Here is an 18,882-nt window from a genome sequence, read left to right on the forward strand (position 1 = left end):
ACGCCAAGGCCTTGAGGTGTCGCAGATCCCGACGATGGCTATATTGACGCAGCAAGGACAGCACTTGATCATAGAGACAGGTGGTGGCTGGCATGGCAAAGACCCTGAGATATGCAATTCCAGCGTCTCATGTCACCTCACCTTTTCCCCCTCGCAGCACGAGGTTTCAAGCCTTTCACCCACTTCTGTCAGGCAGTCAGGCTCATCTCTATAAAGTCCCGCATTTGCCGCCGTTAGCTGGGCCAGCAGTTCCCCGAACTGTCGCAGCTTAATCAAGCAGGTGCAGGGATCTTCCTTGAAGTAGCGCTCAGCCAAAGTCCCAAGTCTGACCAGCTGAGGCTCATGACGTTTCAGAAAAACAAAGTTAGGCGAGAGGGCAGTATTGCTCATCCACAGTGGCCTGGATCATTAATTACGTACACCCAGGATGCCCACTACACCAGGAAAATCCCATAAAGTTCTTGTTGGCTGGAATGCCATTATCAAGCCTAAGGCGGCGTTTAAAGAAGGGGCATTAGGGTAGGCATGGTGTCAAAGGTTACGTTGATTTCCTCAGGATACCCAAAACCACCTAGGTTTCTTTAGTAAAGTGAGGAAAGAATTAAAAACGCCTTGATTTGAGGATGAAACCTTGAGCACTGAAAACTCTGAGTACAAGGCTAAGCTCCGAGATCGCGTAGAAGTAACCCATCCTGAAAAGCTCTATAGCATTCAAGATAGCGATGGATCCCAAATCCCCTATGACCTGGCTAATGGGCGGCAGCTCTTCAACCATTACCGTCATCGGATGACGAACTATGACCAGGTGTTAGATGACCTGCGGGCCGAACAACAGGGCAACATCACGGGGCGGCAGGAGAAGCAGATCGCGATTGCAGCGGCAGAGCACATCCTTGAGGAGTACCGCAACGAGCACGTTAAGGTCATCCAGGACAGCCAGAAGAAAGGGCAGTTCATCAAAGGACTATTTCAGCGGTTTGGTGTGGGCACCGCGTCAGCCCTGACCCAAATGCTCGATTCCTGGTCGGAGAAGATCAAGGAAATCAGCCATCTAGAGAGTAGCCAGCGCTCCCTACAAACCTGGAATGATATTTACCGTGTTCAGAAAGTGCTGGTGATTAACCTGCTGGAGCAGGAAGAGGTGTCGGAGGAGGTTCGCGCCAAGGTGGCCCAACTATACAAAACACGTTCGACTAGAGAGTCCGTGACGCTGGGCGCTAATCTTCTGAACTGGAAAGAATCCGAAATTCTCAAGCTTTTGAAGAGGAAGGACGCTATTCGTTACACCAAGTTGTCAGGAGGCAAAAATGAAGATGGCTGAGGTGAAGCAAACCGTCTATAAGCTGACAGGAATAGACAGCACCCAGGAATTGAAGAAAGCGCACCCTGATCTCACAAAAGGTCGGGACTTGCGCTACAAAGACCACTGGCTCAGCATCCTGGAGCAGATCCGTACCTTAAAACAGACCCCGGATATTAGTCTGGCTGACCTGGAACAGTCGGAGCAGATGCTGAAGGAGTCGCTGTTTAAGGTGGGTTCTATGGCGGGGCTGTCTGAAGCTGAGCTAGAGATGGACTGGCAGCGGATCCAGCTTGAAGCCCAAATCGCTGATATTCACATCGAGGAGTTGTAGCCATCGTCCCGATTGACCAATTGACGGCATTGCCGCAAAAGGGTGGCCTTTACCTGGTTTGCACCCAGGACGGCACCGTTGTCTATGTTGGTCAGTCCCAGAACATCTACCAGCGGTGGAATGGAGGACACCATAAGCTGGCTCAATTGCTGGAGGCGTATGGCACCAATCTCTACATTTCCTGGGTTGAACTACCGGATTGGCTCTTAAACCGCGCCGAGAATGCAGCCTTTGACTTCTATCAACCCCAGTTCAACCTGAAGCAACCGCCTGTGGTCTAACCCCCTACCGTGGTCTTAAAAAAGCGAAAGCGACCACGAAGGCGTGATCGCTATGGACTGGACTGGTTGGGGGTAATGAAAACTATGCCTCACAGAGCGAGTCGTAAATCTTCCTTAGCTTGGCCATGGCACGCTCCTTCTGTTTGCGAAGGGCAGCTAAGCTGTGGTCACCATGGCCTGCCTGCCTCAAAAAATCCTGGATGGTAGTCCAGGAATCATTCATAACGACTTTCTGGTAAATCAGCAACTGCTCCTTAGGAGAGAGTGCCTTAAAAGCATCTCGAACCTTGATCATGTCGTCGGTTAGATCTATGTCGTCAGAATCAAGGGTGTGGCGGTAGCTGAGGCTTTCAATCAGAGGCTCATCGAATGGCTGGTGCCGTTTATGTTGCCTGGATGTTTCCCGAATGATATTGAAGGCGACGGACTTGACCCAAGCCGCGTGGTTGGTTATCTTACCCCCTCCGGCAATATGTTCAACAGAGCGTAGGTAGACCCAGAGTAAGACGGCAACCTCATCGCACCAGGATCTTAGGTTGTACTGAATGAGCTTGCTGCGAATAAAGCCAAAGATGGGCTTAGCTATGGCACTCTTGGGCTGGAGCAAGTCTGAGTAAAACTCGTTCAGGCGGTCAAATTCGCTGCCACAGTCTCCGCTAGCGCTGGAATTGGGTGGGGTCATCGTCGGTTACCTCCCCAGGGACATTAGTAGTGAGTTGCATTTCAATTGACCTCCTGAGTTCTAGTGACTTTTAGGGGGTAGTGCCCCCCCCACAGCAATTAATGCGTGACCCAGAGGATTTGTGACATCCAGGCTCTAGGGCGGTTTATTTAAGGGCATGAGCACTTGCAGAGACGCTTAAACTGCCTGAAATGAGTATTTGCACCACCTATCTCCATCTAGCGAGTTAAGAGTACTCCCTAAGGATGATAGTACATGCGTTTTATTTTTGCTAGACTATGGATTTTGATATGCAATGTCACAAAATCGGTGTCTCAGCCATTAATAGCATGGAGGTCGTTAAGGAGATGTCCTGGTTATGTCCTCTCTATACTGTGATGTCTTGAGCATTCAAGGAGCTGTGATGCCTAAGCTGAATGGGAACTATAGGCAGTGCAAGGATGACGCGAGTGAAGAGTTGGAGGAAACAGAATTTAGTTCCTGCTTGGATTCTATAGGTGAACCAGAGACTAGTAAGAGACTGTCTGAGTACTGTGGCTTAATTCAGAAAAGTAATCGCACTGAGGAGGAAGATGACAGATTGCAAGAGATTTTGGATCAGGCTCTTCTTGATAATTCATTAAGCTTTTGGTTGTTAGTAGCAGATTCTATTCTAAGTAGCTGCCAAGGTTACTTAAATAAATCATGCTTAAAGTCTTACCGTGCAGCCAGTGAAGTTCTAAACCAAGAGTTTCTGAATATCAGGAAAGCAATCGAATTGGAGGATGCATCTAGTTTGTCCGACAAAATGAAACTGTATTTGACCCACAGGGGAAAAGTCCGTCTCAAGAAACAGAATCCAGATCAAGTCCCTACATAGGAGATATTAGGGCATGCGTAAGCTAGCATCTTACTCTTTATCCATGAATCGGAGCAGAAAGACTGCGATGATTACAGCCTTTCTGCTGGTTTAGCCAAGGCCCCTAGAGGGCGATGATGAGGACGACTAACAGCGTCAGTGCGAAGCTCAGGAACATCGAGTAGATCGCTGCTAGAGCCACATCCTCGTTATCGTTTTGGCTGACTTTCTCAATGCTGGAAAGGAAGCTGTAAAGCAGTTTGTGCATAAGGTTCACCAAGTAGATTGTTGTTGCCGCCGATTGGGGTAGTTTGAGCTATCTCAATCGGCTTCATTTATTTATGCAAAACCCCTTCTAAAAGTGACATCTGAGAACCTGTCACATTTTAGGTAATAGGATCATTAACTTGTAGAGCAGCGATGAATGGGTGGCTCCAATGTTGCAAATAATAAGGGGTAAAAATAAGGGTTCTGAGATTGATTTTGGTAATTGTAGCGAATGGGGGACTGTCGAAAAGGAAATTCATCCTGAAAGGGGAGGACGAATTAGGTATCAGGCTTCTTCTTGGAAGGCAAAGGAGATTAATGGTCAAAGAGTATGTGAGGGCGAAACTGTCTTTGTGATTAAGCGTGTCGGAAGCTATCAGTTGGTTGAACGTTGTGCCTAGTAGGACTCCTAAGATGCCAAGATCACCGCCGAGGATTGACTAACTGACCTAGGTTCTCTGATGGAGAAAGACGCTATGCCAAGATCACCGCCGCACAATTAAGCTCCTATAACAAAAAGCCTGTGACCGACCACAGGCTTTTTAATGACATATTTTGTGTAAGAAGATACATTTTTTATCTTCTTAAGAAATATTGCAAAAATGCCGTCATGACGTTAGTCACTCGTCATTTGCCTATTCGATCTAGCTACAATTTTTATATCTGATCCTGGGGCGAGGAAATCATGTGGTGGCGGCTTGTGTTGTAAGCTGCTGGAGCGTCGGTGGCCAAGATTCGGTATCAGAGACATCACAGTATAGGCTAGTGGGCCGCAAGGCTCACTTTTTTTTGACCGGTCTTTGCTCCAGCAGAATTTTTATTGTGGTTTAGGGATATAGGATTTTCAAGTAAATACGACACCTTTATGAAATCAATTCCGATTGCTAAAGATATATTTAATTGAAGAGATATATTCATCTTAGTGAAACTAACCGCTATTGCGTCTTTTTAGAGTTAAGACTGTTGTTAACTTAACGTTTGTAAACGTTTCTCCACTTAATTGGTTGCCAATCCCCCCACCGTGTTTCTCAACCTTGGCGGGGCAATCAGGGTTTATCAAACTGGTCATCTGGTCATCTGGTCATCTGGTCATCTGGTTTGCCGAATCGCTCAGTCAGGGCTTCAACCATCACGGCGGTCATGGTGACACCCTGGATTTTGGCTTGAATGGCCCAGTGTCGCCGTAGGGACTCTGGCACCTTGACGCACAGGTTGACCTGTTTCTCGTCCGGCGCTGGTGGTCTGGTGGTCTGGTGGTCTGGTTGACCAGATATCTGGTTTTCTGGTTCTATGGTGGGCTGGTCATCTGGTGGGGCTTGTTTAGCCTGTTTGATCAGCGCCCCGTACTTGCTGCCTTTGGGTTCACCCATGGTTCAGTACCTCCAAAATTTCTTTGCCTAGGGATTCGTAGTCGAGCCAGCCCAGCCGATCCCGTCCGGAGAGGGCGGATATGGGCACCCCGGCGAGGGCCGCTTTTTGAAAGCCCGCTGCACGGCGAATCATGGTTTTGAAAACGGGGATGCCGTTGTCGCTGAGTTCCGTTCGCATGGTTTCACCCTCCCGGCTGGGTTTGGGGGGAACGATGGTCAGCAGTGCCCGGTAGGTGGCCCCGCCCAGGTCGTTGGCGGTCTGGAGCATCGGTTCTAGGGACACCACATCGGGCACGGTGGGCAGGATCAGCAGGTCGGCCCCATCGGCCAGTTCCTTTAGGTCGGAGGAGTCGGGCCGAGCGGGGGTGTCGATCACAATGTAGTCCCGCCCCTGGACAACCTTCATGGCCTTGCGCTCATCGGCGACCAAGAAAGGGAGGTGGCCGCGATCACCCCAGGCAATCGCGGTACGGTTGGGGTCGCCGTCCACGAGCACCACATCCCCCCGACCACTGAGGTAGGTGGCCACATGGATCGCGGTGACGGATTTGCCGCAGCCCCCCTTGTAGCCTGTGACGGTGATGATTTTCATCTAGTTTTCTGGGTATCTGGTTTTCTGGGTATCTGTTTTTTTGGTTTTACAGCTATCTGGTATGCCAGATGGCCAGATTCTAGCCTGTCGTGTCCCAAATGGGTATAGCTAGAGGGCGGGTCAATCCTTGGCCACCGTCCCATAAAAAACCGCCTTCTGTTCCAAGGATCTGGGCAGATCGGAAAAACAGAAGACGGGATCGTGAAAGCTATGGGCGATTAACGTACCGTCGGTTTGGGCTTCACCGTGGCTGGGTCAAAGATTGCCTTAGGAACAATTCCATGAACGCCCCAGTTGCCATCCACCACCTGGGTAATGGCAAAGTCTGCCCCAACGGTCATCAGAGAAAAGGCTTCATCTTCGCTGAGGCCCATCCCATTCATCAAGAAATCTCGCAGGTTGGCGGAGCTATTCTTGAGGGCTGGGTCAAGGGAGGAAAGCTCGTAGATTTTGGTTTGGGCCTCTTCGCCAAGGGCTTCCAGATAGTTGGGATAGGTGAACCCGTGGACGATCCAGGAGTCTGGGGTTTCGAGCAGCGGGTAGTTCACGCCTTCAAGAATAGTGCCATCCAGATCCGCTTGCTTATGCAAAATAAACTGAAAGACCCCAGTAATCGAGGTTTCAATCGCTGTGCCGTCCAGTTCTCCATCCCCCTGAGAGGCGTGGGCGTCACCACCGGAGAACAACGCACCGGGAACAGCCACGGGGTAGTACATGGCGGTGCCAATCCCAATATTGCGGTTGTCGATATTGCCCCCAAAGTAACTGGGTGGGATGGAGTCTACGATATCGGCTTCGCTAGGAGCGACTCCCATGGAGCCCAGGTGAAGGCGCAGGGGCACTTTCACACCCTTGAGCGTGTCGGTGATTTTCGTCACCGTGTTGTGATCCACGATGATGCCAGCGGTATCAATGGTGTCGTGAACTACGCCATCAGGGGTGGTTTGGGGTGTCCATTGGTAGCGATAGACCGCCTTTGCGTAGTTATCGTGGCCCGTGGCATCCATCTCGTAGAGGGTGATCACCTCACGGGGCTTGGGATCATCCTTCAGGTTGTCGTACTGAAATCCCCACCAGGCCGCTGCATTGGATCCGTAGGTTTTGGTGGCATCCATGCCGCTAGGGCGCAGTTTCAGATCAACGACCCGCACCTCCAACAAGTCCCCAGGCTCCGCACCGCAGACATAAACTGGCCCCGTCAAAATATGGACACCAGGGCCACGCTCGACGGCTTTTCCATCCGCTGTCCAGCTATAGATAGCCTCAATGGCGTGATCGCCTGCAATGAGACGGTCATAATCATCCCCGGCATGGTGGGTGATGGTTTCCAGGGTGACAAAGTCTTTGGAGTTGACGGCGATCACCGGGGCCAAGTTCTTGCTGTAGAAGCCCCAATGAACGGTATCTGGACTGGCAGCGACCTGGTAATGGCGGGGAGCCGTGGTACGCGCTCCACAGGCGGTCGGATTAGAACGCTCTACAGGCGGCACCGCCTCACTGGCCGGGGTCATGCCCATGGGTAAAAAGCTAGCGGCTAGGCATAGCATCACCGTCGCAGTAAACAGAGCGGGCCAGGTCTTGACCCAGCGCCTCCTACGAAAATCAATCATCGTTCACATCCTCATCAGGAAACCACCGTGGACTGGGAGCCATCAACAACGCAGGAAAACTTACCTCTCGTAGCAGATGAAACGCCCCTAGGCGACTCCCAGTGTTGACTAACGTTTTCCTGAGTAAAACCCACTTACGCAAGGAGGTATGTAGTGCTCGATACTCATACATGCTTAATTCTGGTTATCTGGTTATCTGGCAAACCAGACACTGTTTGGGCAAAGGCGAGGCATTCCGAAAGACTTCATGCCGATATGTTCTGAGAGGGTGGGCCAGATAGCAGAATAGCCAGCAGATGATGGGGGTCAACCAGGCCGTTTAGAAGATCTGCGATGCCATCTACCAGCCTTTGAGGGCTATCCGCCAGGTCGATGGATGCCCAAATCAGGGGAGGCACCTCTGGGGGTGGATCAGCCCCGTCAGAAATATTACTTTTGCTATTAGAGTCCCCTAGTAGCGTTTGTAATAATTCCCCAAAGCACCTGGAAATGTAGCCCTGACTGACGTTGGCGAGTTTGGCAATGGCAGCCTGCGTCACCTTTGCCCCGGTTTGTTGGAGGTGCACCACGGCGGCCCGGATTGCCATCTCGGTTTTCTCCAGTTTGGAGGCGGCCTTGAGGGTGATGTCCTTGGCGCTGACCTCGGTGATGTTGGGCAAGCACAGATCGAAGTTGGTGAGCAGGTAAACGGTGAGAGCCTCACCGGGACGACGGTTGGCCCGCAGCCGCCCGATGCCTTGGAGGATATCCGCCTGAATGCGCCGATTCACCCATGCCTCAAACTCGGCTGGGCTGGCCTCTGGTTGCTGCCCCGTCAGGGTGAACCATCGAGCCTGGAGCGCCGCAAGGTTTTGGCAGGGCGTCCCGACGAGTACCAGGGTGCGGATGGTTTGAAAGGCATTAGAACCTCTCGAATCGCGCCACCAGGCTCCGTCACTCTCAAACTTCTTGAAGTCGATGACCTTGGTGCTGGGGTCGGTCTGTCGCAGGTGGTCCACGAGAGCAGCCACCCGTCGCGCCTGGTCATCGCCCCGCTGCATCCCCAGCCTGCCTAGGTCGGAGACTTGGAAGGCCCGAACGTTGGCCCCTAGTGGATTTCTTTGCTCAGAGCTGGCCCCTGCCTTGGCTTCCCGGATACAGTAGATGTCGTCAGGAGCGACCCCCAACGCCAGGGCCAGATCCTCACGGGAGAGAGTGGCATCGAGGAAGATCGTCGCCTTCGCCGCCTGGACAAGGCTCCGGTGCCGCTGTTCGGTTTGGGTGATGGTCAGGGATTCGTAGGACAGATTGAGTCGTCCTTGGCCTTGTAGAGCCAGCAGGAAATCGACCAACCATTGCTTTGGCAGGGCTTCTGCCGCCGCTTTGGCCGCTGCCGTATCGCCAAAGTGTGCCCGGAGGTTAACCTTCGCTTCCCGCGCCCCGTGGTAGCTGCTGTGGCTCTCAATTTTGGTAGAGCGCCCTTGCAGGTCGGATATCCGCAGGCCGGGTTCAATCTCTGGATCGAGTACGTCCGCTAGGGCCGGGGCCAGGATACCTTGCAGAGCCGCAATGTCGATATCGGGGATGCCAGGAAGCCGTTCTAGGATGATTTGATGGCCGAGGCCATACTTCCCCTGTTTGGCCTCAAATAGCAGCCGCAACGCTGTCAGCAGCGGCGTCAGGGGGTTGAGTAGGTCAGCACTCGCCATAGCCAGTCGGGCCAGCGTGGCATCAATATCGGCCCTGGTGACGGTGATTTGGGTTTCGGTGCTGAAGGATTCACCTGGCTCATCCCAGATCAGGAGGCTGTCGGCGTAGTCGAAGTCTTCGCCTGGGGCGCTGTCGGGGTGCAGCCGCAGCCGGGGGGCGGCGAGACCTACTTTGCGTTGGTGCAGATAGCCATAGCCCTTGCCCTCACCATGGCGGCACACATCCTGAAGGGGGCAGGTATTACACACCAGATTGGCCTGGTCGGCCCCCGCCACATGCTTCGCCCGCAGGACGTTAATCAAGTCGGTGCGCCCGCAGTTGGCGGGAACAACTCGCTCCTCTCCCCACTTGGCTCGCCTGGTGCGAGTAGAGCCATCGGCCTGGGTGTCGTAAGTGAGGCCAGCATGGCGACCATGGACATCGGCCCATTCGCCCAGGGTGGGAGCCGTGGGGGCGTAGTGGCCTGCGCTGAGATAGAGCAGTTTTTTGGCCCCAAACTCCTCAGGGGTGGCCCGCCCCGTATCGTGGGATTTGCCTGACCCGGTGCCCGATTGGTCAAGGATGACCTTAAAGCCCCTCGCAACGGCATCTTTCCAGGTGGCTAGGCGTTGGCCTGGTTCGTATTCGTGGCCATCGTAGGGCGTGTCTCCTAAGGTCGTCTTAAGGGCTTTGGCGCTGGCCTGGGGGGTGAATTTGCGGCGAAGACGTGCCCCAATCCGAGCGGCCCATGATTGGGGATGGCTGTCAGCGGGGGCCATCGCCTCCAGTTCTGCCCATCTCAGTAGCTCGGCCTTGTGGAAAACCTCCGGGGCAATTTCATCCACATCGCCATCGGCCTTAGTGGTTTGCCCCCACCAGCGCACCCGCAATGGGATACCCCAGTCCTCCAGCAGGTCAGCCAGCGCCCGGTAGGCCGTCATCACTTGGTTATTCTGGATGGCCCCACCGTCGGCATTCAGCACCACCTGGGTAATGCCGTGAGCATTGACGATGGCTTGCAGTTGTTTGGGTGCCTTGGCCCATTGCCCCCCGGCCATCCCTAGCCAGCCGCCCCCATAGCGAGCTTGAGCCAGGGCAGGTTTAAGGTAGCCCTCGGCCACTTCCAGCACCCCGCATTCGGGCACTCCATAAAGCCCTAGCGGCAATTCTCCGTCAACGTGGGGAGTTGCGCCGCCCTGGTTGGGAGCCGAGGCCCAAAAATAGCCGCCATCGGGATTTCGCAGTTGTACACCAGCAATCTGAGCATCCACGTTAGGAATGCCGATGGCCCAGGTGTTGCGCCCCACCAACTGCCCATCATCCTTCACCCCAGGAAGGCCAACGCCCGCACCGGAGACCGTCTGCCCACCGGGCCAGGTGAACAGCACCCCAGCCTTAATTAGGGCATCAATTTCCTGATCCGTGACGTGGGGACGCTTGCCAATGTTGAGCCGATGGGCCAGGGCCAGCTTCCCCGCTATCGCTCGGTAGGCTTTGTCCCGGTGCTCCACAGGCCAAGCTAGTACCGCTGGAGCACTAGGTTCGGTGGCTACGGGGGTGGGCCGAGCATCGCGATTGTCGTTGCCTTCGCCCCAGACCCACATCCCGAACCCGTGGGCATCGTCTTTGATGTAGCGCCATTGACCTCCAGGGTTCGCACTGGCATCGCGGCAATGGATGAATCCCGTGCTGAGGTTTTCTCGACAATCGCGCCTAGCCCCGTCACAGATGGGGCAGGAACGCCCTAGAGACTTGAAGCCACTCATCGCGCCACCCCCTGAGGAGCGCATCTTCCGACGGCTTCATGGGTGGTCTTCTCTGGACGATAGAGCCTGAACGCCACGTCTATCAGTTGTTTAAGGGACTTTGAGGGAAAAGCCCCTAAAGCCCTGAGTCCTGGTTGAACTCCAGGGTGAACATAGGTTGTCATGGGGTAAACGCTGGGTGTAGGGTGTGCAGCGTCCGTCCGGTTTCCGGTTCTGGGGCAAATCTATGCCAATCACAGATCACGCCCGAATCCCAAGCTGGATAAGCCTTTCAGGGGATTTTAGGGGAGGAAGATTGGGACGGATGGGGGAAAAATTGCATCACGATGTTGCCCAATCTCAGTCCAGGGTCTTGCACCAGAGATCTGAGTGGGCTAATATCGAAATGCAATGCAATGCAATGCAATGCGGTGCAAAGAAATCCCCTGCATCACCCGTTATGGGAAATGCGGTTCATAAGAGCGAAGACGATAGAAACTTTCTTGGCGGGAAGACCTATCGTCTTTTGCTGTTAAGGGGAATTTCGACCTTAGCTTTCAATAGACATCACCTCCTTGGGTGGGGACTTGATGTAATTTACCAAAACTAACCGCTACTGTCGCTACTTCTGAGTGCGGATAGGGTGAAGTTGCCCTATTCATCAGGTCTTGGATCCTCAGTTTGCGGGAGTGACCAAGGCTCCAAGCCCGCATCGCGGAGCTGCTGCCGCAGTTGTTCATTTTCCATCCTGAGCAGATCGGGTTCGGCGTAGGTTTCACCGAGGATCGCAAGGGCAGATTCGGTTTGCTGCAATCGTTGGGCCAAGATGGCATTGCGTTCAGACTCGCTACGCTCAACCCCAAAGGCCGCATCAAAGCGTCGTTCTAAAGTTTCAGCCATAAGGGCATAGCAAAGCGCGATGGCTTGCTGATTGCCCTTAGAGGCTTCCCATAGCCAATAGGCGCTGATGACATCCAGGGGTAGCGCGTTGACCCTCGATTGGCCTCTACTCTGATCGGTCGATTCAATTGCCACACTGTCGGGCGTATAACCCTCGCCCCGCAAGGCTTTGATGCCCCTGGAGTCTAAAAACCGTCGGGCGTTAATTTCGGGTTTGCCAATGCACTCAGCCGCCTGGGTTTGGCTCATCCGGTAGCTGCCGTCGGGCATCTGAAAGCCATCGACCGACAACGGGCCGATCTGCACCGTGGCGCGTTGGGCCTTGTCGTGGGTGGCGCTCACTTGGTTTCCTCTAGCGTCTTAAATTCGCCGTTGGACTTGGCCTGTCTCAGCCCCAACTCGATCAGAAATGATGCCAGGTTTGCAGTAGGACGCCCCTGATACTCAGCCCACGCTTCAAGATCAGCGGCGACAGTATCAGGCAGTGTCACCAGCACTCGTTTTGACACAGTTTTTTGGCTCATTGGGTACGCCTCAATAGTACGCATTTCCAGTGCCTCCTAGACAAACGATACTTTCTAATGGCCAGAGTATAGCTTATTAATATCAATTTATATCTAATTTATGTTATAACCATGTTCAACAGTGAACGCCCCAAGAGACGAGACATAGAGGGCCGCTGCTGGGTAGGCAATGCCTAGACTCCTAGTTTTTATCAGCCGTTCATGGATGAACGGATTTTGTTCATACGAGGTTTACCGATGACTGAAAACATCTCGCTATCCGCGTTCTGCAAGACTCACGGGCTTTCCAAAGGCAGTGTGCATAAGTTCCTCAAGGCTGAGGGTTTCGACACTTCGAAGGGGCTAACGCCTGACGCCCTGACCGCTGCCAAGGCGTACTTCCTGGACAATCCCACCGAACCCACCGCCATCGTCCCCACGGTGATCGAGGTGGGGAACCACCGGGGGCAGCTTGCCTTACCCCAAGCCCCTGCTGCCATCAACTTGGCTGATTACCGGGGTGATGTGGCCCTGACCAGCTTTGAGCCGGAAGACGTTGACCGCTTCCTGAGTAGCTGCGACGGGTTCCTAGAGGCTGTCGAGGCCGACTATCACCAGCAACAGGCCATCACCCAACGGAAGGCCCAACAGGCCGCAGCGGTGAAGGCCAAGGTTGAGCAGGTCAAAGAAGCCAGCCTGGTTTACAAGCTGCGTTCTGAGCAGTTGGCGCTGCATAACGCCGCCATGGATGCCCAGATGCAGCGGGATATGTCTGTGTTGGGAAAGCCCCAGCAACCCGCCGCAAGCCCCCAGCCGTAGGGGTTTACGCCGCCCTCGCCCTGGCGGGGGCATTGATCGCTGTTCTGTTGTTTTGAGGATTTCCCCGATGACCTGCCTTGATTGTGTGAACTTTTCCGACGATGGCCCAGACGGCTTCTGCAAACTGGCCAACCATCCAGCGGTTATCGCCTTCTGCAACGCCCCCAAAAACTGGGAAGACGCCGATATGAGTGCCTGCCCTGGGTTCGCAGAGGACGCCTAACTATGCCCACCGCTGACGACCTCTATACCGCTTACCTCCAAGCCTTCCTAGACCGTGGTGTTCCCTACGAAACCGCCGAAACCCTTGCCCTAGATATGGCCTGCAACGGGGGCCAGTTATCCCCCGAACTGTGGGAGTTAGGGCACTACATCACCGAAAACTATCTGAACTAGCCAGGATGCACCATCATGCACACTCCCCCGCCTGTTCCCCTCGATTACCGCAAGGAAGCCTTTACCCCAGCCCCGGAAGGGCCGATCCAGAACATCCACCTTGTCCCGCTGCCATGGTGGCAAAACCGTCGTTACTGGGCGGTGGGTGGCCTCTCCGTTGCTGCCCTAACCGGGGTGGCCTTTGCCCTCGCCCAAAATGGCAGGGTTGGCAATACCGGGGTTTACCAAAGCCAGAACCCCGCCCCGAACTATGAGAACGTCATCGCCGCAGCCCAGGACAGACTCAGCGGGAACTACCAAGATTCACGCCTGGTGCTGGATGACGTTGCCCGTTCTGTCCTAGAAAACGAGGCTTACCGCTACCGTCAGGAGGCAGAGCGGGCCGTACAACTTGAAACCGACCCCTGCTACAAACAGCAGTTGATCTGCCCGCTCAATCGGTTCCAACGGGACGCCCAAGCCCAGTTAGACCTAGCCAAGGTTGAACGGGACTGGGGTAAGGCCAACGCTGCCCTATTCCGGGTTAACGCCGTAGAACACGCCCGTGCCATGGCTGCACTACCCCAAGACCCGCCGATCAACCTTGCGGTAGTCGCCATCGAAAACATTGCCCAGTATCACGACCGTCAACATTCCCTCTCCCAGGAGGTGCAAGCCCATGAAGTTAGAGAGTAACCCACTGCTCTATACCGCCATCGGTAGCGCTGCCCTAGGGCTGTTTTGTGGGGTTCAACGCCCTGCATCCAACCTGACCCCAGCCGACCTAGAAACCTTTGCCAACGGGGGCCAAGTTGAGTACCGAGTCACCAACCCCTACCTGCCCTTGGCCATGCTCCTAGGGGCTGTCTCGGTGGGTTCTGGGGTGGCCTGGGCATTGAAAGGGGAAACCCCTACCGTTGCCATTGCAGCCACCCCCATGCCCCCCGTAGCCCCTGCCTGGGATGGTTCCGTTCCCATGTCAGCCGGAAGCCAAGGCGACAGTTACCGAGTAGGCAACCCAGCCGCCATCTTGGCCCAACGGTTGCGCCCTACCCTCATCGCAGCTAACCCCAGGGTGGGGAAGGGTCTAACCGTTGCCCATGCCTACCGACAGGCCCAAGCCGCTGGTGCTGCCGTGTGGGTCATCCAGCCCAAGTATCACCCCAAAGAGCATTGGTACTGGGAAGCTGCTGACAACGTCCTAGGGTTCATGGCCGATAGCCTCGAAACCAAGGAAGACATTGAGGCCATGCAGGAGGAAATGCAACAGTTCATTTTCGCTTGGCGGCAAATTCCCCAGCGACCCAAGGTGCTGATCGTTGACGAGCTGGCCATGCTCAAAACCACCTTTAAGACCTGGTACGAGTCCTTTCTCAAGCCTCAGTTGGTCATGGAACTGTCCTCAGGCGAAACCGATGACCGGGCATTGTGGGCGATGACTCAATCCAGCCTGGTAGGGGACATCGGGGTAAGCGGGGGCATGAGAGCCACGTTCGACCTGTTGACCTTGCAGACCCCAACCAGCCAGGGCCATCTAGAGAGCCTACGAGCCTCCGACAAAACTATCCCTGCCATCGATGACCCCGCCATCTACGAGCGGTCATTCAGCCCTAAGAAGGCCGTCTTTTATCACAGCGCCTTGCCCGAATGGTTGCCCATGGTGGCCTATGAAGTGCCCGAACTTTCTCCCAAAAATGGAGAACTTAGTTCAGCCCCCCGAACTCAGGCCGAACTGCCCTCAACTCCAGACGGGGCGGGGGCTGTAGCCTTACCCCGAACCGAAGTTACCGAGTTCGCAGGGGGCCAAAATACCCCCGATCTGGCCCTCATTCTCTCAGTAACGAACGCCCTACACCAGGGCTTGAGCCGCTCCCAAATCATCAAGGATGTCCTGGGCTACAAGGGCGCTCGGTATCAGGAAGGGTGCCAACTCTACGACCGTATCAAATCCATCATTGAGGAAAATTCCACCCATGAATAAGCCCCCTTCCAACGCCCTCGCCAAAGGGCCAGAGGTCATCGACGCTCAAGTGATCGACATCAACCCAGCACCGATGCAACGGGGCGGGGCAATCCAGATGGCCCCCCGCAATACGATGCGCTCAAACATCCAAGACGGGGGTTGGTTCGATGCCACCCAAGGCAAGCGCAAACCCGTCTTTGTTATCAGCCCTGCTACAGACCCCTGGAGCATCTTCCCTGTCCTACGGTCGGGCCTCTCCTGCCTGCGGAACTATCCCCTGCAAACGATGGGCGGGGCATTCATCAGCGTGTGGGGTGGGTTGTTTGTCTTGGCCGCTGGGCTGAACGTCCTCCAGGGCAGCGCCGTTAAAGCCAGTGGTGATATCTGGAATCCCATCGTTACCGGAACCAACTTTGGGGCCATGTTGGTAGTCCCTACCCAGTCCATCGCCGGAAGCGCTCACAAGGTGCTGACCGGGGAAGAACGCATCGGTGAACCCATCGAAGTTCGCCCCTACACCCGCGCTGTGAAGGTAGGGGAATAACCATGCTGCTGTGGCGAGTCAAGACCCGCCGTCTAGCCATCCTTGCCTGTGCTGTGGCGGGGGTGGCTTTTCTAGACCTTCTAGAGCCAGGGCGGGGCAAGTTCATCAATCCCGTTAGCCGAGTTAGATCCGCCATCGAGGCGCACCAGGTCGCCCGATGGATTGAAGCCAACCGAGTAGACCCCAGCGACCAACGCTTGCTGAACTGCGAAGCCATCGCCCCCGAACCCGTTGCCATCGATGCCACCGCAGCCAACATCCGGCGGGCCTTGGTGGGTGAATCCGAGGTGTTGACCCTAACCGCCCTCGGTGCCCCCGCCTGTGCCCTGGGCAATGGGGTGTACCGCTGGGTTCTCAACAATGGCTTGGCCGTAGACGTAACCGTACAGGAAGGAGTTGTGACCCACAGTGAACTCAGTCGCTAACCATAAACCCCATTGGACAGAACTCCCCCCGGTGTGGCGGTGGGTCATCGGTAGCGCCATCCAGACCGGGGACGTTGCCCTAAAACTCGGTTGCGTTGCCCTGATCGGTGCCTCAACCTGGGTCATGGTGGATGCTGATGCGAACCAACGGTTTACGATTCGCAGGGGCGCAGCCGCCACCGTGGCCACCCAAGGCCAAACCTACGCCTCTCCCATCGTGGGCAAAACCCTAGATGACCTCGTTGCCTACCAACCCACCCATGGACAAAGCTTTGGCCCTGAGACAGGCAACCAACGCAGTTATGGCCCCCATGGCGGGGTGGACTTTGATGCCCGTGTGGGAGGTGCAGCGGGGGCTGCTGTGGCCTCTCCCATCTCAGGTACGGTATCTGAGATCCGCAAGATTGGCACCAGCGCAAACGGGGCATCCTACCAAGTCCACATCCAAGGCCAAGACTGGGCGGGGCCAGTAGAACACCAGCTAGTCCACGTTGACAACATCGCGGTTGCGGTGGGCGATACCGTCACCGCTGGGCAGGTCGTTGCCAAGGTAAGCCCTACCGATTCTGTCTCTACTGGCCCTCACCTCGATTGGAAAATCAAACGGGGCGGGGCGTGGGTGAACCCCCAGACATGGGCCAAGGATGCCAAGGGCCAACAGGTTAACGCAGCCAGCGTGAACAATGCCCCCGGTAAACCCATCCCCGATGACCTCCTGAAACGCGCCATCGGTAGAGCCGAGGGCACCCGCGACGCTAACGGGCAACCCACCGCTGCCTACCATGGCCACCCAGACCCCGGTTGGTCGGGCCGTTGCCAGAATCAGGGCAGCTTCAGTTACCAGCACTGTGCAGCCAGCCCAGAGGCCGCCGATCAATCCTGGTTAGGTACCCTACGCAAGGCAGAGCAGGATATTCAGGCACAGGCACAGGCAAAGTTTGGGAAGCCCCTATCCCAAGCTGCCATGGTCGCCGCTTTGGATGGCTACACCCAATCTCCTGACGCGGGCAAGCGCCTAGTTGCCCACCTCCCCACCGCAGACCCAAACCCACAGCAGATTATCCAAGCCCGTACCGCTGCCCTCAATGCCAGCCGTAGGGCCAAGGGTGGGCCTCCGATGAACGTGCCCAGAGACCAACAGCGGCGGGTGAATGCCCTGCTAGAGCAGCTAGGCCGATGATGGGTATGGGAGGTGACCACATGGCCCCATTCCCGCACCGCCTTTCGGCGACAACAGAACAGAAGGGAACTGACCCAGCACCGCCCCCCAGCGGGATAGCCAATCGGGTGACAGGCCGAAACAGCAGCGGCCAAAGCCAACCCCAACCACTACACGGGAGCAAAACAATGGACTTTTTCGATATCGTTCTCTACACCGCCGCCATCGTGGGCGTCCTCGTCCTGTGGGCCGAAGCAACCCAACCTAAACCCGTCGCTGAGGCGACTGCGGAACCCGTCTTGGCCGACCTGACGACAGACACCGAAGTGCCTGAGTCTCAACCCGCCCTGGCTGAATCGGCAGAGCTGACTCAACCGGAACCTCAGGCGGAACCTCAGCCCACGCTGACTCCGACATTCGGGATGACCGCCCCTCAGCCCAAGGCCACTACGGCCCAATCCCCAACGGTGGCCAGCCTGCAAAAACAATGCAGCGCGGCGGGTATTCGTTGGCGGAATGCGCGGGGAAAGGGCAAGCCTATGACCAAAAGCCAAATGCTCACGGCCTTGAAGGCTGTTTCTGTTGAGGTGGCCAGCGAATCGTCACGGGGACGATAGGCCCTAAGCGTTCTTCTGTTTGACCACGCTGAACTCGGCCCAGGACGTACTAGATGTGTCAATCTGTGCGCCAGAAGCCGAATCGGTCTCTGACCTAGCTTTGCCTGGTCGAGTCTGACGCGTTTCAGGGTTGGTCGGTTCAGGCTTCCGCTTCGACTCTGATTGAACGGGGCCGCCGTTGTTGACATTATGCGGTGATAGCCAGATCGGCTGAGGCGGTGGCGTGGCCGGAGCCAGGGCAGGGAACAATGACTCGATGAGATTCAGGCGAGCCTCCAACTCATGCTTCGCCTCAATCACCGCCACCCGCAGCTTGGGATTGTCTAGATTAGGGTCAATCTGAGCCACAGTTTCAGCTAAATAATGGGTTGAAATGGCCCGTGTTCCCTTGGCCGAAACGTTATCGCTTCCTTGTTTGAGGCGATTAAAGACAAGCGTGTCTATCTCTGTTTTAGGCCGTAGCTGAAGCCGACAATTGGATTGGGTCATGACATCATTTGGATTAAAAACAATTCAAGGTCTTACCATATCTAGTCAGCGAGTTGTTGAGACTCTTCTGGTTCAGGATTGATAGCCTTTGGCTGAGGCAACTTAAACTCGGTTCGCATCGACTCAAACATACTGTAGATATCTTCGAGGCGATAGTTGTACTCTGAATCCACATCAATCGAATCAGGAAGATTGATGCCACAGCCGAAATAGTGATCCAAGTCAGGCCGACAATCCTCTAGTAGTATTCCCAGCGCATTGGTTCCACCTCCACAAAAGACAATGGCCGTAGAGGTAAGCTGTTAGTCATCTAAACTGCGTATAATACATTAAAATTCTGGAATAAGCCATGGGAGTCAGAAACTATCTAACGTCAGAGGAAAAGCAAGAGCTTCAGAAGC

General features: G+C 55.2%; 23 protein-coding genes. 13 read left to right on the plus strand and 10 right to left on the minus strand.

The window, feature by feature from the left end:
- Nucleotides 1-132: 132 nt before the first annotated feature.
- Entirely contained in the window at nucleotides 133-390 is a 258-nt protein-coding gene (locus H6G62_RS22215; RefSeq protein WP_190499297.1) for a hypothetical protein, read from the minus strand.
- Nucleotides 391-631: 241 nt separating this feature from the next.
- On the opposite strand from H6G62_RS22215, the gene H6G62_RS22220 reads away from it, so the two are divergent.
- The 3 genes from H6G62_RS22220 to H6G62_RS22230 are packed head-to-tail and all read left to right on the plus strand — an operon-like array spanning nucleotide 632 to nucleotide 1,915.
- Complete coding sequence (locus H6G62_RS22220) at nucleotides 632-1,321, plus strand: hypothetical protein (RefSeq protein ID WP_190499255.1); 690 nt, start codon at nucleotides 632-634, stop codon at nucleotides 1,319-1,321.
- A complete protein-coding gene (locus H6G62_RS22225; protein ID WP_190499256.1) occupies nucleotides 1,308-1,634 on the plus strand; it encodes a hypothetical protein in 327 nt (108 codons plus the stop codon). Before H6G62_RS22220 ends, H6G62_RS22225 begins: the two co-directional genes overlap by 14 nt.
- 20 nt (nucleotides 1,635-1,654) lie before the next feature.
- Nucleotides 1,655-1,915 carry a GIY-YIG nuclease family protein gene (locus H6G62_RS22230; RefSeq protein ID WP_199325180.1) on the plus strand — a complete coding sequence of 87 codons (261 nt, stop codon included), beginning with the start codon at nucleotides 1,655-1,657 and terminating at the stop codon, nucleotides 1,913-1,915.
- An 82-nt stretch (nucleotides 1,916-1,997) separates the two neighbouring features.
- On the opposite strand, the gene H6G62_RS22235 is transcribed toward H6G62_RS22230, so the two are convergent.
- The gene (locus H6G62_RS22235) at nucleotides 1,998-2,597 is read right to left on the minus strand and encodes a hypothetical protein (RefSeq protein WP_190499258.1); all 600 of its coding nucleotides are present in this window, start codon (nucleotides 2,595-2,597) and stop codon (nucleotides 1,998-2,000) included.
- Nucleotides 2,598-3,000: 403 nt separating this feature from the next.
- On the opposite strand from H6G62_RS22235, the gene H6G62_RS22240 reads away from it, so the two are divergent.
- Complete coding sequence (locus H6G62_RS22240; RefSeq protein ID WP_190499260.1) at nucleotides 3,001-3,456, plus strand: hypothetical protein; 456 nt, start codon at nucleotides 3,001-3,003, stop codon at nucleotides 3,454-3,456.
- A 103-nt stretch (nucleotides 3,457-3,559) separates the two neighbouring features.
- Here the strand turns inward: H6G62_RS22240 and H6G62_RS22245 are convergent, their stop codons facing one another.
- From H6G62_RS22245 to H6G62_RS22275, 7 genes are all read right to left on the minus strand, one after another.
- Nucleotides 3,560-3,703 carry a hypothetical protein gene (locus H6G62_RS22245; RefSeq protein WP_190499262.1) on the minus strand — a complete coding sequence of 48 codons (144 nt, stop codon included), beginning with the start codon at nucleotides 3,701-3,703 and terminating at the stop codon, nucleotides 3,560-3,562.
- A 1,072-nt stretch (nucleotides 3,704-4,775) separates the two neighbouring features.
- Nucleotides 4,776-5,072, minus strand: coding sequence for a hypothetical protein (locus H6G62_RS22250; RefSeq protein ID WP_190499264.1), 297 nt, complete (start codon nucleotides 5,070-5,072; stop codon nucleotides 4,776-4,778).
- The gene (locus H6G62_RS22255; protein ID WP_190499266.1) at nucleotides 5,065-5,664 is read right to left on the minus strand and encodes a ParA family protein; all 600 of its coding nucleotides are present in this window, start codon (nucleotides 5,662-5,664) and stop codon (nucleotides 5,065-5,067) included. The genes H6G62_RS22250 and H6G62_RS22255 overlap by 8 nt, the downstream gene beginning before the upstream one ends.
- A gap of 218 nt (nucleotides 5,665-5,882) precedes the next feature.
- Entirely contained in the window at nucleotides 5,883-7,274 is a 1,392-nt protein-coding gene (locus H6G62_RS22260) for an acetamidase/formamidase family protein (RefSeq protein WP_190499268.1), read from the minus strand.
- Between the two features lie 245 nt (nucleotides 7,275-7,519).
- The gene (locus tag H6G62_RS22265; protein WP_190499270.1) at nucleotides 7,520-10,708 is read right to left on the minus strand and encodes a hypothetical protein; all 3,189 of its coding nucleotides are present in this window, start codon (nucleotides 10,706-10,708) and stop codon (nucleotides 7,520-7,522) included.
- Nucleotides 10,709-11,341: 633 nt separating this feature from the next.
- Nucleotides 11,342-11,929 (minus strand): hypothetical protein, encoded by a 588-nt coding sequence (locus H6G62_RS22270; protein ID WP_190499272.1) that lies wholly within the window; start codon nucleotides 11,927-11,929, stop codon nucleotides 11,342-11,344.
- Complete coding sequence (locus H6G62_RS22275) at nucleotides 11,926-12,135, minus strand: hypothetical protein (protein WP_242052223.1); 210 nt, start codon at nucleotides 12,133-12,135, stop codon at nucleotides 11,926-11,928. Before H6G62_RS22275 ends, H6G62_RS22270 begins: the two co-directional genes overlap by 4 nt.
- Nucleotides 12,136-12,348: 213 nt before the next feature.
- Here H6G62_RS22275 and H6G62_RS22280 point away from each other — a divergent pair, with 213 nt between their 5' ends.
- The 9 genes from H6G62_RS22280 to H6G62_RS22320 all read left to right on the plus strand — a co-directional run bounded on the left by H6G62_RS22280 (nucleotide 12,349) and on the right by H6G62_RS22320 (nucleotide 17,992).
- Nucleotides 12,349-12,909 (plus strand): hypothetical protein, encoded by a 561-nt coding sequence (locus H6G62_RS22280; RefSeq protein WP_190499274.1) that lies wholly within the window; start codon nucleotides 12,349-12,351, stop codon nucleotides 12,907-12,909.
- A gap of 67 nt (nucleotides 12,910-12,976) precedes the next feature.
- Complete coding sequence (locus H6G62_RS22285) at nucleotides 12,977-13,132, plus strand: hypothetical protein (RefSeq protein WP_190499275.1); 156 nt, start codon at nucleotides 12,977-12,979, stop codon at nucleotides 13,130-13,132.
- A gap of 2 nt (nucleotides 13,133-13,134) precedes the next feature.
- Nucleotides 13,135-13,305 carry a hypothetical protein gene (locus H6G62_RS22290; protein ID WP_190499277.1) on the plus strand — a complete coding sequence of 57 codons (171 nt, stop codon included), beginning with the start codon at nucleotides 13,135-13,137 and terminating at the stop codon, nucleotides 13,303-13,305.
- 15 nt (nucleotides 13,306-13,320) lie between these two features.
- Nucleotides 13,321-13,980, plus strand: coding sequence for a hypothetical protein (locus H6G62_RS22295; RefSeq protein ID WP_190499279.1), 660 nt, complete (start codon nucleotides 13,321-13,323; stop codon nucleotides 13,978-13,980).
- Nucleotides 13,964-15,265, plus strand: coding sequence for a hypothetical protein (locus H6G62_RS22300; protein ID WP_190499282.1), 1,302 nt, complete (start codon nucleotides 13,964-13,966; stop codon nucleotides 15,263-15,265). Before H6G62_RS22295 ends, H6G62_RS22300 begins: the two co-directional genes overlap by 17 nt.
- A complete protein-coding gene (locus H6G62_RS22305; protein WP_190499284.1) occupies nucleotides 15,258-15,791 on the plus strand; it encodes a hypothetical protein in 534 nt (177 codons plus the stop codon). Before H6G62_RS22300 ends, H6G62_RS22305 begins: the two co-directional genes overlap by 8 nt.
- Nucleotides 15,792-15,793: 2 nt before the next feature.
- Nucleotides 15,794-16,216 (plus strand): hypothetical protein, encoded by a 423-nt coding sequence (locus H6G62_RS22310; RefSeq protein WP_190499286.1) that lies wholly within the window; start codon nucleotides 15,794-15,796, stop codon nucleotides 16,214-16,216.
- Nucleotides 16,200-17,396 (plus strand): M23 family metallopeptidase, encoded by a 1,197-nt coding sequence (locus H6G62_RS22315; RefSeq protein ID WP_190499288.1) that lies wholly within the window; start codon nucleotides 16,200-16,202, stop codon nucleotides 17,394-17,396. The genes H6G62_RS22310 and H6G62_RS22315 overlap by 17 nt, the downstream gene beginning before the upstream one ends.
- A gap of 167 nt (nucleotides 17,397-17,563) precedes the next feature.
- Nucleotides 17,564-17,992, plus strand: a complete 429-nt coding sequence (locus H6G62_RS22320; RefSeq protein WP_190499290.1) for a hypothetical protein — start codon at nucleotides 17,564-17,566, stop codon at nucleotides 17,990-17,992.
- 3 nt (nucleotides 17,993-17,995) lie between these two features.
- On the opposite strand, the gene H6G62_RS22325 is transcribed toward H6G62_RS22320, so the two are convergent.
- A complete protein-coding gene (locus H6G62_RS22325; RefSeq protein ID WP_190499291.1) occupies nucleotides 17,996-18,481 on the minus strand; it encodes a hypothetical protein in 486 nt (161 codons plus the stop codon).
- Between the last annotated feature and the right edge of the window lie 401 nt (nucleotides 18,482-18,882).

Origin of the sequence: Phormidium sp. FACHB-1136, assembly GCF_014697375.1 — a bacterium.
Classification (GTDB): domain Bacteria; phylum Cyanobacteriota; class Cyanobacteriia; order Phormidesmidales; family Phormidesmidaceae; genus Nodosilinea.

Excerpts from the sequence above, each read along its gene's own strand:
- H6G62_RS22215 (WP_190499297.1), bottom strand. The coding sequence starts at position 390 with ATGAGCAATACTGCCCTCTCGCCTAACTTTGTTTTTCTGAAACGTCAT.
- H6G62_RS22225 (WP_190499256.1), top strand. The coding sequence starts at position 1,308 with ATGAAGATGGCTGAGGTGAAGCAAACCGTCTATAAGCTGACAGGAATA.
- H6G62_RS22235 (WP_190499258.1), bottom strand. The coding sequence starts at position 2,597 with ATGACCCCACCCAATTCCAGCGCTAGCGGAGACTGTGGCAGCGAATTT.
- H6G62_RS22240 (WP_190499260.1), top strand. The coding sequence starts at position 3,001 with ATGCCTAAGCTGAATGGGAACTATAGGCAGTGCAAGGATGACGCGAGT.
- H6G62_RS22245 (WP_190499262.1), bottom strand. The coding sequence starts at position 3,703 with ATGCACAAACTGCTTTACAGCTTCCTTTCCAGCATTGAGAAAGTCAGC.
- H6G62_RS22250 (WP_190499264.1), bottom strand. The coding sequence starts at position 5,072 with ATGGGTGAACCCAAAGGCAGCAAGTACGGGGCGCTGATCAAACAGGCT.
- H6G62_RS22255 (WP_190499266.1), bottom strand. The coding sequence starts at position 5,664 with ATGAAAATCATCACCGTCACAGGCTACAAGGGGGGCTGCGGCAAATCC.
- H6G62_RS22260 (WP_190499268.1), bottom strand. The coding sequence starts at position 7,274 with ATGATTGATTTTCGTAGGAGGCGCTGGGTCAAGACCTGGCCCGCTCTG.
- H6G62_RS22265 (WP_190499270.1), bottom strand. The coding sequence starts at position 10,708 with ATGAGTGGCTTCAAGTCTCTAGGGCGTTCCTGCCCCATCTGTGACGGG.
- H6G62_RS22275 (WP_242052223.1), bottom strand. The coding sequence starts at position 12,135 with ATGCGTACTATTGAGGCGTACCCAATGAGCCAAAAAACTGTGTCAAAA.
- H6G62_RS22280 (WP_190499274.1), top strand. The coding sequence starts at position 12,349 with ATGACTGAAAACATCTCGCTATCCGCGTTCTGCAAGACTCACGGGCTT.
- H6G62_RS22285 (WP_190499275.1), top strand. The coding sequence starts at position 12,977 with ATGACCTGCCTTGATTGTGTGAACTTTTCCGACGATGGCCCAGACGGC.
- H6G62_RS22290 (WP_190499277.1), top strand. The coding sequence starts at position 13,135 with ATGCCCACCGCTGACGACCTCTATACCGCTTACCTCCAAGCCTTCCTA.
- H6G62_RS22295 (WP_190499279.1), top strand. The coding sequence starts at position 13,321 with ATGCACACTCCCCCGCCTGTTCCCCTCGATTACCGCAAGGAAGCCTTT.
- H6G62_RS22300 (WP_190499282.1), top strand. The coding sequence starts at position 13,964 with ATGAAGTTAGAGAGTAACCCACTGCTCTATACCGCCATCGGTAGCGCT.
- H6G62_RS22305 (WP_190499284.1), top strand. The coding sequence starts at position 15,258 with ATGAATAAGCCCCCTTCCAACGCCCTCGCCAAAGGGCCAGAGGTCATC.
- H6G62_RS22310 (WP_190499286.1), top strand. The coding sequence starts at position 15,794 with ATGCTGCTGTGGCGAGTCAAGACCCGCCGTCTAGCCATCCTTGCCTGT.
- H6G62_RS22320 (WP_190499290.1), top strand. The coding sequence starts at position 17,564 with ATGGACTTTTTCGATATCGTTCTCTACACCGCCGCCATCGTGGGCGTC.
- H6G62_RS22325 (WP_190499291.1), bottom strand. The coding sequence starts at position 18,481 with ATGACCCAATCCAATTGTCGGCTTCAGCTACGGCCTAAAACAGAGATA.